Source organism: Minwuia sp., assembly GCF_048263705.1.
In the GTDB taxonomy this organism is placed as follows: Bacteria; Pseudomonadota; Alphaproteobacteria; order Minwuiales; family Minwuiaceae; genus Minwuia.
This window is the reverse complement of sequence record NZ_JBLXDV010000003.1, coordinates 460,705-474,546: the sequence shown is the minus strand read 5'-3', so window position 1 is coordinate 474,546 and position 13,842 is coordinate 460,705. Positions and strand designations below refer to the sequence as shown.

Genomic DNA, 13,842 nt, shown 5'->3' with positions numbered 1-13,842 from the left:
CGGTGATTCGCGGCCGCCACCGCATGCGCTTTCTGGTTTCCAGCCGGTCGGGCCGGACCCTGCAGGGCTATATCTCGGCCTGGCTGTCGGGATGCAGGCTGCCCGCGGCGGCCCGCCTGACGGTCGATATCGATCCGCAGAGTTTTCTCTGAATTTGCCCGGAAACGGTCCGGGGCCGTGCGGTGCCTGCCGGACAAAGCCGCCCGTTGGACAACATGCCGCAAGGGGGGGGATTGCCCGTCCGAAAGACCGCATGCTAGAAGCCGCGCGGTTGCTGAGCGGAACGTATTCGTACGTTTCGTCGCGGTGACTTGTCTGAGTGTATCGTGTCAGATGATGAAGGAAGCCGGGTTTTCGGGCTTTCCATTCGTTTGGCGACTCACCTTCGGGGACGGAATTTGGCTGCCGATCAATCGACGATAACGGGAATGTCCGGGCGCTACGCGAAGGCGATGTTCGATCTCGCCAACGAGCGCAATGCGCTGGACGATGTGAAGGCCGATCTGGCCACCATCACAGCCATGCTGGATGAGAGTGCCGATCTGGAAAGCGTCGTGCGCTCGCCGGTTCTCAGCCGCGACGACCAGGCACGCGCCATGGACGCGGTGCTGGACGCCGCCGGCGTCGGCCAGATGGTGAAGAATTTCGTCGGCGTGGTCGCCAAGAACCGCCGGCTGTTTGCGCTGCGGGGCATGATCCGCGGCTACAACGAACTGCTCGCGCAGCATCGCGGTGAAGTGGCGGCCGAGGTCACCTCGGCACAGCCGCTGACCGATGCGCAGCGCGATAATCTGGCTGCCGCCCTGAAGCAGGCGGTGGGCCGGGACGTAACGATTGAAACCAGTGTGGATGAAAGCCTGATCGGCGGCATGATTGTTCGTGTCGGATCGCGCATGGTCGACTTCTCACTGTCCACGAAACTTGCAAGTCTCCGCTTGTCGATGAAGGGGGTTGGATAATGGACGTCCGCGCCGCAGAAATTTCGGACATTCTGAAGAGTCAGATCGCGAACTTCGGTTCCGAGGCTGATGTATCCGAGGTCGGTCAGGTCCTCTCCGTCGGTGACGGTATCGCCCGCGTGCACGGGCTGGACAAGGTCCAGGCCGGCGAGATGGTCGAATTCCCGAACGGCATCAAGGGCATGGCCCTGAACCTGGAAACCGACAACGTCGGCATCGTGATCTTCGGTTCCGACCGCGAGATCAAGGAAGGCGACACCGTCAAGCGTCTGGGCACCATCGTCGACGCCCCCGTGGGCAAGGGCCTGCTGGGCCGCGTGGTCGATGGTCTGGGCAATCCCATCGACGGCAAGGGGCCGCTGACCGACGTGACCCGCACGCGTGTGGAAGTAAAGGCGCCCGGCATCATCCCGCGCAAGTCGGTGCACGAGCCGATGCAGACCGGCCTGAAGGCCTGTGACGCGCTGGTCCCCGTTGGCCGTGGCCAGCGTGAGCTGATCATCGGCGACCGCCAGACCGGCAAGACCGCCGTCGCCATCGATACCTTCATCAACCAGAAGTCGATCAACGACACCGACGACGAATCGAAGAAGCTCTACTGCATCTACGTCGCCGTCGGTCAGAAGCGTTCGACCGTCGCCCAGGTGGTCAAGCAGCTGGAAGACAACGGCGCGATGGAATATTCCATCGTCGTCGCCGCGACCGCTTCCGAGCCGGCCCCGCTGCAGTTCCTGGCACCCTACACCGGCTGCACCATGGGCGAGTTCTTCCGCGACAACGGCATGCACGCCGTGATCGTGTATGACGATCTGTCCAAGCAGGCCGTGTCCTATCGCCAGATGTCGCTGCTGCTGCGTCGTCCGCCGGGCCGTGAAGCCTATCCGGGTGACGTCTTCTACCTGCACAGCCGTCTGCTGGAACGCGCCGCGAAGATGGGCGACGAAGCCGGCAACGGTTCGCTGACCGCCCTGCCGATCATCGAGACGCAGGCCGGTGACGTTTCGGCCTTCATCCCGACCAACGTGATTTCGATCACCGACGGTCAGATCTTCCTGGAAACCGACCTGTTCTTCCAGGGCATCCGCCCGGCGATCAACGTCGGTCTGTCGGTGTCCCGTGTGGGGTCCGCCGCGCAGACCAAGGCGATGAAGAAGGTCTCCGGCTCGATCAAGCTGGAACTGGCCCAGTACCGCGAGATGGCGGCCTTTGCCCAGTTCGGCTCGGACCTGGATGCCTCCACGCAGCGCCTGCTGAACCGCGGTGCGCGCCTGACCGAACTGCTGAAGCAGGACCAGTTCTCGCCGATGACCGTGGCCGAGCAGGCCTCGTCGATCTTCGCCGGCGTGAACGGCTACCTCGACGAGGTCCCGACCAACAAGGTGACGGACTTCGAGGAAGCCTTCCTGGACGAGATGCGCGCCAAGCACGCGGACGTGCTGGACGCCATCCAGTCGACCGGCGATCTCACCGACGACACGGCCGACAAGCTGAGGTCGATCCTCGACGATTTCGTCAAGACCTTCGCAGCCTGATCCAGGACGACGTGAACCAAGCAAGCCGGAGCGACTAGCCCATGGCCAATCTGAAAGCGCTGCGATCGCGGATCACCTCCGTCAAGTCGACGCAGAAGATCACCAAGGCGATGAACATGGTCGCCGCCGCCAAGCTGCGCCGCGCGCAGGACGCCGTGGAAGCATCGCGTCCCTATGCCGAGCGGATGGAGCGTGTGATCGGCACGCTGGCCTCCGGCATGGAAGGCCGTGACGATGCACCGGAACTGCTGGCGGGCAACGGCAAGGACCAGCGTCACCTGATCATCGTCGCGACGGCCGAACGGGGCCTCTGCGGCGGGTTCAACACCAATATCGTGAAGCGGTCGCGTCTGCTGATCGAGGAATTGAAGGGTCAGGGCAAGGATGTCCAGGTCCTCTGCGTCGGCCGCAAGGGACGCGACGCCCTGCGCCGTCAGTACGGCAGCCTGATCGTCGACACGATCGAATTCGGCGGCATCCGCAACGTCGGCTTCGAACATGTGCAGCCGGTCGCGCAGCGCGTGCTGAAGATGTTCGGCGACGATGAATTCGACGTGGCGCATCTGGTCTATTCGAAGTTCGTGTCCGTGCTGACGCAGGATCCGACGGTGCTGCGCCTGATCCCGGCCCAGGTGGCCCAGGATGTCGAGCAGCCCGACCTGGAAGGCGCGGCCTACGACTACGAGCCCGACGAGGAAGGCATCCTGCGCGAACTGCTGCCGCGCAACATCGCGATCCAGATGTTCCGGGGCGTGCTGGAGAATGCCGCTTCCGAGCAGGGCGCACGCATGAGCGCCATGGACAGCGCGACCCGCAACGCGGGCGACATGATCGATCGACTGACACTGGAATACAACCGCCAGCGCCAGGCTGCGATCACGAACGAACTGATTGAGATCATCTCGGGCGCCGAGGCGCTCTGAGGTCGGTGAAGGACACCCCGAAGGCTGAGCCTTCCAGAAGGACGGGAGCATAAAATGGCGACCAATAGTGTTGGCAAGGTGACCCAGGTGCTGGGCGCGGTCGTGGACGTGCAGTTCGAAAGCGAACTGCCGGCGATCATGAATGCGCTGCATACCGAACTGGACGGCAAGCGTCTGGTTCTGGAAGTGGCACAGCATCTCGGCGAGAGCACGGTGCGCACGATCGCGATGGACTCGACGGACGGCATGGTGCGCGGATCGGAAGTGACCGACACCGGCGCGCCGATCATGGTGCCGGTCGGACCGGAAACCCTGGGCCGCATCATCAACGTCGTGGGCGAGCCCATCGACGAACGCGGTGACATCGGCAACAAGTCGACCGCCCCGATCCACGCCGAAGCGCCTTCGTTCGCCGACCAGTCGACCGAAGCCGAAGTGCTGGTCACGGGCATCAAGGTCGTCGACCTGATGGCCCCCTACGCCAAGGGCGGCAAGATCGGCCTGTTCGGCGGTGCCGGCGTGGGCAAGACGGTGCTGATCATGGAACTGATCAACAACGTCGCCAAGGGCCACGGCGGCTACTCGGTCTTCGCCGGCGTGGGCGAGCGGACCCGTGAAGGCAACGACCTCTATCACGAGATGATCGAATCCGGCGTTATCGACCTGGAAGGCGGCAACTCCAAGGCGGCGCTGGTGTACGGCCAGATGAACGAACCGCCGGGTGCGCGTGCCCGTGTGGCCCTGACCGGCCTGACCCTGGCGGAATATTTCCGCGATCAGGAAGGCCAGGACGTGCTGTTCTTCGTCGACAACATCTTCCGCTTCACCCAGGCCGGTTCGGAAGTGTCCGCGCTGCTGGGCCGCATCCCGTCCGCCGTGGGTTATCAGCCGACGCTGGCGACCGACATGGGCGCGCTGCAGGAACGCATCACCTCCACCAACAAGGGTTCGATCACCTCGGTGCAGGCCATCTACGTGCCGGCTGACGACCTGACCGACCCTGCGCCGGCCACCTCGTTCGCGCACCTGGACGCCACGACCGTTCTGTCGCGCCAGATCGCCGAACTGGGCATCTACCCGGCGGTGGATCCGCTCGATTCGACCTCGCGTATTCTCGACCCGCGCGTCGTCGGCGAGGAGCACTATGAAATCGCCCGCCAGGTGCAGGAAGTGCTGCAGCGCTACAAGGCCCTGCAGGACATCATCGCCATCCTGGGCATGGACGAACTGTCCGAAGAGGACAAGCTGGTCGTGGCCCGCGCGCGCAAGATGCAGCGGTTCCTGTCGCAGCCGTTCCACGTGGCTGAGGTCTTCACCGGCACGCCCGGCGTGTTCGTCGAACTGGAAGAGACCGTTCGCGGGTTCCGTGAGATCCTCGCCGGCAAGCACGACGACCTGCCGGAGAACGCGTTCTACATGGTCGGCACCATCGACGAGGCCATCGAGAAGGCCAAGAAGCTGGCCGCCGAAGCCGCGTAAGCAACTCATGACGGGAGGCCGGATCGTTGGCTGACATGATCACGTTCGAACTGGTGTCGCCGGCTTCTCTGCTGGCGTCCGTCGAGGCATCGATGGTGGTCGCACCGGGTACCGAAGGCGATTTCGCCGTCATGCCCGGTCACGCCCCGGTCGTGGCCACGCTGCGCCCCGGCGCGGTTGAGGTCTATGAAGGCGGCGATCAGCCCACGGCGACCTACTTCGTCGCCGGCGGCTTTGCCGAGGTGGCGCTGGACAAGTTTACCGTGCTGGCGGAAACCGCCATCCCGATGGACGAGGTCGATGCCGAGCATCTGGAGCAGCAGATCCAGAACACGAAGGAAGATCTCGAAGACGCCGGTGACGACGACGAGAAGCGCACCGCGATCGAGGAAAAGCTGGCCCAGCTGGAAGACCTGATGGGCGTGCACGGCCTGCGGGTGGCCCCGAACAAGGCCAATCCGTCGAACTGACCGACGCTACATCGCGCACGCAGACATGAAAAAGGCCCGGTTTCGCACCGGGCCTTTTCTGTTCGGGGTGGTCACGCGGATCAGACGTAGGTGATCAGCGTGGTGATGCCGACGATGATCAGATAGGCCGCGACGATATAGTTCAGCAGCCGCGGCATCACCAGAATCAGAATGCCGCCGATCAGCGCGACAAGACCTTCGATCAGTCCGGGTTGGATGTACATGGCGGGTAGGCCCCTCTTTTCGTTGTTGTTGGGATAAACGTGGGGGCGCGCGATCCTTCCTCAACCACCCTGCGACAGTTGGGGTCAGAATGAAATCAGTGCCGGGCCGTTCGTGATTGATGGACGGGTGACTGGCTGGAAAATCGGACAGGGTCGGGGTCAACGGGCGTCCAGAGTGCCATTCAGCCCGGCGCGAGAACCTGTCAATCGCTCACGATGTTCTCGGCAACAGACCCAGCGGGTCATCCCCGCTTTATGCGGGGATCCGGTTGGGCGGTCGCTTCAGGCGCCAGAGTGCCATGAGGCCTCACTGGCCGAACCCCCGCATCTGGCAGGGGTGACCTCTTTCGGTGATCTTCACGCTCCGATCAGCACCTCGAATGGTCCTCGCCAGTCAAGCCACGCCCCAGGCGATGGTTTTCCGGCTATGCCACCAGCAGGTCGTCCTCGATGGCGTAGAGCGCGTCGGCCCCGGCCGTTGCGGCGGCGGCGAGCGCCTCGACACCGGGCATCAACTGGGTGGCGAAGAAATGCGCCGTGGCGATCTTGGCGTTCAGGAACGGCTTGTCCTCACCGTCGCCGTCGATCAGGTCGGCGGCTGCCATGGCGGCCTTCACCATCAGATAGCCGCCGGCGACGAGGCCCATCAGCCGCAGGAACGGAGCCGCACCCGCGCCGACGCCGTTCATGTCGCTGCCCAACATCCCGGCCAGCGCCTGTGCGGCGTCCCGGGCCGATGCCACGGCATCCTTCAGCGGTCCGGCCATGGCCTGTACCGAGGCGTTCCCCGAGGCTTCGGCCTTTTCGGCCACGGCCAATGCATCCCCGAACAGCGCCTTGATCGGCGCGCCGCCCTGCAGGGTCAGCTTGCGCCCCACCAGATCCATGGCCTGAATGCCGTTGGTGCCTTCGTAGATCGGCAGGATGCGCGCATCGCGATAGTGCTGGCCGGCGCCGGTTTCCTCGACGAAGCCCATGCCGCCGTGCACCTGCACGCCGACCGAGGCCATCTCGACGCCGATGTCTGTGCCGAAGCCCTTCGAGATCGGGGTCAGCAGTTCGGCCATGCCCTGCCGCGCCTCGCGCACGTCCGCGTCCGGGTGGCGGCGCGCATAGTCCAGGCATTCGGCGTTGTAGATGCAGATGGCGCGGCTGGCCTCGGTGTAGGCCTTCATGGTCATCAGCATCCGCCGCACATCGGCATGATCGATGATCGCGCCGGACCCGCCCTGCTTCATGGGCTTGCCCTGCACCCGGTCCTTCGCGAAGGCCACGGCACGCTGGAAGGCGCGGTCGGCGATGGCGACGCCCTGGGTGCCGACCGACAGGCGTGCGTTGTTCATCATGGTGAACATCGCCCGCATGCCCTTCATCTCCTCGCCGACCATCCAGCCGACGCATTCGTCATTGTCGCCATAGGACATCACGCAGGTCGGGCTGGCATGGATACCGATCTTCTCTTCCAGCGCCGTGCAGCGGACATCGTTGCGCTGGCCCAGCGAGCCGTCGTCGTTGACGAAATATTTCGGTACCAGGAACAGGCTGATGCCCTTGGTGCCTTCGGGCGCGTCCGGCGTGCGGGCCAGCACCAGATGCACGATGTTGTCGGCCATCTCGTGATCGCCGAAGGTGATGTAGATCTTCTGGCCCTTGATCAGCCAGGTGCCATCGCCCTGCGGCTCGGCCTTGGTGCGCAGCGCACCGACATCCGATCCGGCCTGCGGTTCGGTCAGGTTCATGGTGCCGGTCCATTCGCCGGAGATCATCTTCTCCAGATATTTTTCCTTCAGCTCGTCGGACCCGTGCGCTTCCAGCGCGTCGATCGCCCCCTGCGTCAGCAGCGGACAGAGCGAAAAGGCGAGGTTCGCGGCGTTCCACATTTCGGTCAGCGGGATGGTTACCGCCCAGGGCAGGCCGCCGCCGCCCTTTTCCATGTCGAAGGGCACGCCGTTCCAGCCGCCCTGCGCGAACTGCTGATAGGCCTCGGCGAAGCCGTCCGCCGTCCGCACCACGCCGTTCTCCAGCGACGTGCCGTCCTGATCGCCGGACCAGTTCAGCGGCGACAGCACGCCGTTCGCGAACTTCGCGCCCTCTTCCAGGATGGCGTCCACCAGATCCGGTTCGGCATGGTCATAGCCGGGCAGTTCGGACAGCGCCTGCAGGTCGCAGACATGGTTCAGGACAAAACGGAAATCGCGGACGGGCGCAGTGTATTCGGACATCGGTCGGCCTTTCGTCAGGCGTTGTCGTTCAATCTCATTGTGGCATATCTGGAACGATTGCGCGCGTGCCGCAAGATCGGACCGTGAGACAAAGCTACGCGGTCGCCGGTTGCGAAGTCCGTTCAGATGCCTGCACCCCACGCACGCAAGGTCGCGCCCCGGTCGCGCAGCCAGCGGTCCGCGCGGTGCGGATCGGGATGCAGTTCGGCGACCAGCCGATGGAACGCCGGGCCGTGGTTCATTTCCCGCATGTGCGCGACTTCATGGGCAACGACGAAATCCAGCACGTGCCGGGGGGCGAGCACCAGCCGCCAGTTGAAGGACAGGGTGCCCGATGTGGAACAGCTGCCCCAGCGGCTTTTCTGATCGGCAATCCGTACGCGGGCCACCCGGGCACCGATCCGCGCCGCGCAGGCGCGGGCCTCGCCGCCCAGAAGGCGGCGCGCCTCCTGTTTCAGCCAGTCGGTCACCCGGCGGTCGATATGTCCACTCTCGCCGGAGACCAGAAGCAGGGTGCCCGAGCGACGCACGCCCAGCCGCTGATCCGGACGATGCGCCACGGTCAGCATCCCATCACCGAACGGAAACGCGACCCCATTGGCAAAGGTCTGCTGAACCGGCCGCGCCGCCTGCCGTTCGGCGATCCAGTCCAGATGGTCGCGCACGAACGCTTCGCCCGCCCGTTGCGACGCACGCGGCGGCAGCACCAGCACCGGCGCGCCGTCGGCCTTGTCGATCCGCAGCTTCATGCGCCGCGCCCGTGGATGACGCACGATGCGCAGATTGTCGGGCAGGGGGCGGGTCACGTGTGCTGCGCGCCGTTCAGGACGCGGATGCGGCTGTCCACCTCTCCGCGGTCGATGTAGAAACCGCGCAGCCGCCGCTCCCCGGACGCCGGGTCGAAGCGCTTGCGGCCGTGCAGGATACGGCTGTTGTCGAAGACCGCCATCTCGCCGGTCCGCAGAAGATAGGTGATCCGGCAGGGATGATCGCCCAGGCACAGCCGCAGCCGGCGCCAGGCATCGTACCAGTCGCCCGCCTGCCGTTCCGGCAGGTCGACGATGTCCAGGATGCCGGGATTGAACGCCATGCGGACGGGCCGGCCTTCCGGATCGCATTCGATCACGGCGCGCCGCTGTCTCAGGTCGGTGTCTTGGTCGCGAAAACGGTACGGAACCTTCACGGCGCGCAGGATTTCCCAGGCGTCGGGTTCGCGCGTCCGGAAATCGCTCAGCACACGGAACCCGTCGCAGAACAGCGACTCGCCGCCCGCCGCCCGGTTCCTGACGCAGTGCAGGAACTGGTAGCCGGGGACAAGCTGCTGGTTCGGCAGGTCGGTATGCAGGTCCAGATCGTCCGATGTGTAGGCCTGGTTGTTCGGGTCCGGCATCGAGACGACATCGAAGATCGTGCCGAAGTTGCTTTCGCGCAGGAAGCCGATGCTGCGGCCGATGCCGACGCCGCCGTCGTCGCCGTCGATCCCCTGCACGATGATCATGCCGTTCCGCTTCAGCGCCGTCAGCATGTCCAGCAGCCGTTCGCCGCCGGCGAGCGATCGCGCCTCGAACCGCGCGGGCCGATGATCGTCCGACCAGGACACGGGCGCGATGTCCGCCGGGTCGGACCGCGTTTCGCCGGGGGCGTGCCGGATCAGCCAGTCCAGCGCATAGCGGCGCGGGCCGGGCAGATCCGGCCACTGCAGCAGCAGATCGCCACCCTCGATCCGGCCCGAGAGGGCGCGCAGGTCGGCGGGGACCGACAGAAGGTCGAAGCGCCGCTCCCGGGTCTGCGGATGAAAGGCTGCGGGTTCATTGTCCCGCAGCCAGAGCCACGGAAAGCCGAGCGTCGATCCTTCGCCGGTTTTCAGGATCAGCGTCCGATCGGTGAGTTCGAATTGAAAGGCGGTCATGGCGGGCCCGATGGCTGGAGTCAGGGAGGGAGCGGATCAGTCGGCGTCCGCGATCCCCGGCGGCCACCATGCCTGGCTCTTCACCCGCACCATCATCATCCGCACCGCCATCACGCGGCCTTGCTCTTCCGGCTGTCCTTCGCGCTGTCCTTCTTGCGCGAAGGCGGCTGGATCGCGTCGATCAGCCGTGCCTTGATCCTGTCCTGCTTCGTCTTGTCGTCGACCTTCAGGCCGAACATGTCGCGCACGTAGAAGACATCGACCGCCCGTTCGCCATAGGTCGCGATCCGCGCACGACCCAGGTTCAGCGACAGGTCGTAGAGCGCCCATGCCACATCGTGCACGAAACCCAGCCGGTCGCGGCCGTTCACCTCGATCACCGTCCAGGTGTTGGAGGCGTTGTTGTCGATGAACACCGCAGGCTCGACGGTGAAGACCTGCGTGCGCTGGGCGTAGTTCGGCCGCCGGTCGGCGATCACGCGGCGGGGACGCATCTCGCCCGCCAGGGTCTCGTGAATGGCCTTGCGCATCTTCTCCAGACGGCCCGGTTCGTCGAGCGCGCTGTCGGCGGCGTCCTGGACGATGAAACTGTCGACGGCCATCCCGTCGTGGGTGGTGAAGATCCGGGCATCGACGATGTTCACGCCCGACACCGCCATCGCGCCGGCGATGCGGGCGAACAGGCCCGGGTGATCGGGTGCGATCACCGCGATCTCGGTGATCGCCTTGAAGCTGTCGGAGCGCGCCTCGATGGTGATCTGGTCGGCGCCGGTGCCGGCCTGCCGCATGATGCCCGCGTGCCAGGCCTGGGTGTCGATATCCAGCCCCAGCCAGTAACCGTCGTAGAACCGCTCCAGATGGGAGGCCAGTGCCTCCTCGGGCCAGTCCCGCAGCCGCTCCGCCAGGTTCCTTCGCGCGTGGGCGACGCGCTCCGCCGATGCCTTGCCGATCATGTCGCCGGACATGGCGTCCTCGGCCCGGTAATACAGGTCACGCAGCAACTGGCCCTTCCAGCCGTTCCACACGCCGGGTCCCACGGCACGGATGTCGGCCACCGTCAGGACCAGCAGCAGACGCAGGCGCTCGGGGCTCTGGACCACGCCGACGAAATCGCTGATGGTCTTCGGGTCCGCCAGGTCACGCTTGAAGGCGGTCGCGGACATGGCCAGATGCCACCGGACCAGCCATGCGACGGTCTCGGTCTCGGCGGCGCTCATGCCCAGCCGCGGACACAGCTTCTTGGCAACCTTCTCGCCCAGCACGGAATGATCGCCGCCGCGGCCCTTGGCGATGTCGTGCAGGAAGACCGAGACATACAGGACCTCGCGCGACAGCACCTTGTGCACGATCTCGTGGCTCAGCGGATGGTCTTCCTCCAGCTTGCCCTGTTCGATCTGCCAGACCAGCCCGACGGCGCGGATCGTGTGCTCGTCGACGGTGTAATGGTGATACATGTCGTGTTGCGTCTGGGCGACCACGCGCCCGAAATCGGTGATGAACTGACCCAGAACGCCCGCCTCGTTCATGCGGCGGAGGTGGATCTCGGGCTCGTTGCTGTCGGTCAGCAGCTCCATGAAGGCCCTGTTGGCATCCGGGTCCTGCCGCACGGCGCGGGTGATCTTCTTGCGGCTGCGCCGGATCAGCCGCAGCGCATTGGGGTGGATGTCCAGATCCTCGCGCTGGGCCAGGCGGAAGATGCGGATCATGTCCGTCGGATTCTCCGCGAAGTGGTCATCGTCTTCGACGTTCAACCGGCCCGACTGCGCGACAAAGCCTTCCACCTGCCGGGTGCGCAGACCGAACCGGGGCATCCGGAACAGCGGCTGCTTCTGGTTCTCGGTCTCGATGGCGGTGCAGATGACGCGGGTCAGGTCGCCCACGTCGCGGACCACCAGATAGTAGTGCTTCATGAAGCGTTCGATGGCCTGCGCGCCGGCATGATCGGTGTATCCCAGGCGCTCGGCGAGCTGCGACTGAACATCGAACGTCAGCCGTTCCTCGGCGCGATCGGCCAGCAGATGCAGGTGAAACCGGACAGTCCACAGAAACCGCTCGGCCTTTGCGAACCGCCGGCGTTCGCCCGTGCTCAGCACGCCGTGCTCGACCAGTTCCGCGACGCTGTCGACCTCGTAGAGGAACTTCGCGATCCAGAACAGCGTGTGCAGGTCGCGCATGCCGCCCTTGCCCTCTTTCAGGTTGGGCTCGTTGACATAGCGGGAATCGCCGTAGCGCTGATGCCGTTCATCGCGCTCGGCCAGCTTCATCTCCACGAACTCCGGCCCGTTGCCGTGCACGACCTCCTTCGCGTAGCGGCGGCGCAGTTCGACGAAAAGCGCCTGATCGCCATAGATGTAGCGGCTCTCCAGCAGGGCCGTGCGGATGGTCATGTCCTGCCTGGCCATGCGGATGCAGTCGTCCACCGTCCGCGTGGCATGCCCGACCTTCAGCTTCAGATCCCACAGCATGTAGAGCATGTATTCGATCACGCTCTCGGACCAGGCGGTCTGCTTGTAGGGCATCAGGAACAGCAGATCGACATCCGAGAATGGCGCCATCTGCCCACGGCCATAGCCGCCCACCGCGATCAGGGACAATTGTTCGCTGTCGGTCGGGTTGGCGGTCGCGAAGACATCCCGGATCGCATGTTCGTAGAGCAGCACGATGACCTGATCGACCAGGAAGGACATGGCGTGGGCGGCCTTGTCGCCCGCTTCGCCGTCCAGCAGGCGCTGTTCCACGACCGACCTGCCGGACGCCATGGCGTCGCGCAGCACCCCGAAGACCTCGTTCCTGAGGCTGTCCGGATCACTGGTTTTCGCCAGTGCCTTCAACTGGGCGCCGAGCTTTCGCCGGTCGATGATGTCGCGTCGGTTCCTGATCTGGTCCATGCCGCCGACAGTATCAGATCGACAGGTCCGGCGCAGGGGGAATCGTGATCGCCGCGATCAGTCCGCGATCTCCAGTTCGCCGCCCTTCTTGGCGTCCTCCTTGTCGGAGGCGCGCCGCCTGGGGCTGCCTTCGGGGGCCACCTTCCGCCGTCGCCGGTCGGGGCCGAAGTATTCCTTGGTGCGGACGAACGGGCGCGCCTTGTTGATCATGGTCGACAGCCGGTGCGCCACGGCCTCGACCGAGACCGGCTTGGCGATGAATTCGTTTACGCCGTTATCGCGCGCGGCGAAGACCACCTCAGGTTCGGCATATCCGGTCACCATCAGGACCGGCAGGAACGGGTTCGGCGAATCCTCGTTCGTCCGGATCATCTTCGTCACGCTGACGCCGTCGATGTCGGGCAGCCTGTGGTCCAGCACGACGAAATCGGGCTCCTCGACGCGGATGACGTTCATCGCTTCCTGGCCGGTCTCCGCCTGCAGGACCGTGCCGGCCCCCAGGCTGCGGAGGATCAGCAGCATCAGCGAGCGCATGTCGCGATTGTCGTCGACGATCAGTGCCGTCAGCCCACCGAGATGCATCATGTCCTTGCTCATGACGCACGCTCCAGCAGGGCACCTGTTTCGGCCTCCGGCCCGTCGGCCGCGGCGTTCTGCCGGTCACCCTTGCGCCGCCGTTCGCCGTTGTCGAGCACCAGATTGGCGGCCATGTCGATGCCGATGCCGCCGCCGGGCACGATGCCGTCACTTTCGCGCCGGTCCGGACCGAAGTAATTGCCGGTGCGGACGAAATTGCGCGGATTGGTGATCAGATCGGCGATCCTGGTCAGCACGATCCGCGCCGAGACCGGCTTGACGATGATGTCGCTGATTCCGGCATTGGTCGCATTCACGATGGTGCGCTGATCCGCGTAGCCCGTGATCATGATGATGGGAACGAACGGGTTCGGGCTGTCGTCGCTGGTGCGGACCAGCTTGGTGAATTCGGTGCCGGTGATCGGTGCCATCTGGTGATCGACCAGCACCATGTCGAAGCGGGAGCCCTTGAGTTCCTGAAAGCCCATGGCACCGTCGTCGGCCAGCGCGACATCCCGGACCCCGATGGACCGCAGGATCTGCATCAGAAGCGCGCGCATGTGCCGATTGTCTTCGACAATCAGGATCTTCAGCATGCTGAGGTCGAGATACTTCAACGATCTGCTTCCGCTTCCGCCGGGTTGCACGAGTGCCGGATGT

General features: G+C 65.0%; 13 protein-coding genes. 6 read left to right on the top strand and 7 right to left on the bottom strand.

Annotation, left to right across the window (positions count from 1 at the left end; genetic code table 11):
• Positions 1 to 2: 2 nt before the first annotated feature.
• The 6 genes from ACN0X7_RS07125 (at position 3) to ACN0X7_RS07100 (ending at position 5,363) form a co-directional block, all read left to right on the top strand.
• A complete protein-coding gene (locus tag ACN0X7_RS07125) occupies positions 3 to 152 on the top strand; it encodes a hypothetical protein (protein ID WP_417515589.1) in 150 nt (49 codons plus the stop codon).
• A gap of 246 nt (positions 153 to 398) precedes the next feature.
• Entirely contained in the window at positions 399 to 959 is a 561-nt protein-coding gene (locus ACN0X7_RS07120; RefSeq protein WP_417515587.1) for a F0F1 ATP synthase subunit delta, read from the top strand.
• Complete coding sequence (gene atpA, locus ACN0X7_RS07115) at positions 959 to 2,491, top strand: F0F1 ATP synthase subunit alpha (protein ID WP_417515564.1); 1,533 nt, start codon at positions 959 to 961, stop codon at positions 2,489 to 2,491. The genes ACN0X7_RS07120 and atpA overlap by 1 nt, the downstream gene beginning before the upstream one ends.
• A gap of 41 nt (positions 2,492 to 2,532) precedes the next feature.
• Complete coding sequence (locus ACN0X7_RS07110) at positions 2,533 to 3,414, top strand: F0F1 ATP synthase subunit gamma (RefSeq protein WP_417515562.1); 882 nt, start codon at positions 2,533 to 2,535, stop codon at positions 3,412 to 3,414.
• A 54-nt stretch (positions 3,415 to 3,468) separates the two neighbouring features.
• Positions 3,469 to 4,893, top strand: coding sequence for a F0F1 ATP synthase subunit beta (gene atpD / locus ACN0X7_RS07105; protein ID WP_417515560.1), 1,425 nt, complete (start codon positions 3,469 to 3,471; stop codon positions 4,891 to 4,893).
• 35 nt (positions 4,894 to 4,928) lie between these two features.
• A complete protein-coding gene (locus tag ACN0X7_RS07100; RefSeq protein WP_417515586.1) occupies positions 4,929 to 5,363 on the top strand; it encodes a F0F1 ATP synthase subunit epsilon in 435 nt (144 codons plus the stop codon).
• A gap of 80 nt (positions 5,364 to 5,443) precedes the next feature.
• On the opposite strand, the gene ACN0X7_RS07095 is transcribed toward ACN0X7_RS07100, so the two are convergent.
• The 7 genes from ACN0X7_RS07095 to ACN0X7_RS07065 all read right to left on the bottom strand — a co-directional run bounded on the left by ACN0X7_RS07095 (position 5,444) and on the right by ACN0X7_RS07065 (position 13,799).
• Positions 5,444 to 5,587, bottom strand: a complete 144-nt coding sequence (locus ACN0X7_RS07095; RefSeq protein ID WP_417515558.1) for a DUF3096 domain-containing protein — start codon at positions 5,585 to 5,587, stop codon at positions 5,444 to 5,446.
• Positions 5,588 to 6,012: 425 nt separating this feature from the next.
• Positions 6,013 to 7,809, bottom strand: coding sequence for an acyl-CoA dehydrogenase (locus ACN0X7_RS07090; protein ID WP_417515556.1), 1,797 nt, complete (start codon positions 7,807 to 7,809; stop codon positions 6,013 to 6,015).
• 122 nt (positions 7,810 to 7,931) lie between these two features.
• Entirely contained in the window at positions 7,932 to 8,615 is a 684-nt protein-coding gene (locus ACN0X7_RS07085) for a M48 family metallopeptidase (protein WP_417515554.1), read from the bottom strand.
• Complete coding sequence (locus ACN0X7_RS07080; protein ID WP_417515552.1) at positions 8,612 to 9,718, bottom strand: TauD/TfdA family dioxygenase; 1,107 nt, start codon at positions 9,716 to 9,718, stop codon at positions 8,612 to 8,614. Before ACN0X7_RS07080 ends, ACN0X7_RS07085 begins: the two co-directional genes overlap by 4 nt.
• Positions 9,719 to 9,828: 110 nt before the next feature.
• A complete protein-coding gene (locus ACN0X7_RS07075; protein ID WP_417515551.1) occupies positions 9,829 to 12,606 on the bottom strand; it encodes a [protein-PII] uridylyltransferase in 2,778 nt (925 codons plus the stop codon).
• Positions 12,607 to 12,663: 57 nt separating this feature from the next.
• Positions 12,664 to 13,203, bottom strand: coding sequence for a response regulator (locus tag ACN0X7_RS07070; protein ID WP_417515550.1), 540 nt, complete (start codon positions 13,201 to 13,203; stop codon positions 12,664 to 12,666).
• Positions 13,200 to 13,799 carry a response regulator gene (locus ACN0X7_RS07065; protein WP_417515548.1) on the bottom strand — a complete coding sequence of 200 codons (600 nt, stop codon included), beginning with the start codon at positions 13,797 to 13,799 and terminating at the stop codon, positions 13,200 to 13,202. The genes ACN0X7_RS07070 and ACN0X7_RS07065 overlap by 4 nt, the downstream gene beginning before the upstream one ends.
• Between the last annotated feature and the right edge of the window lie 43 nt (positions 13,800 to 13,842).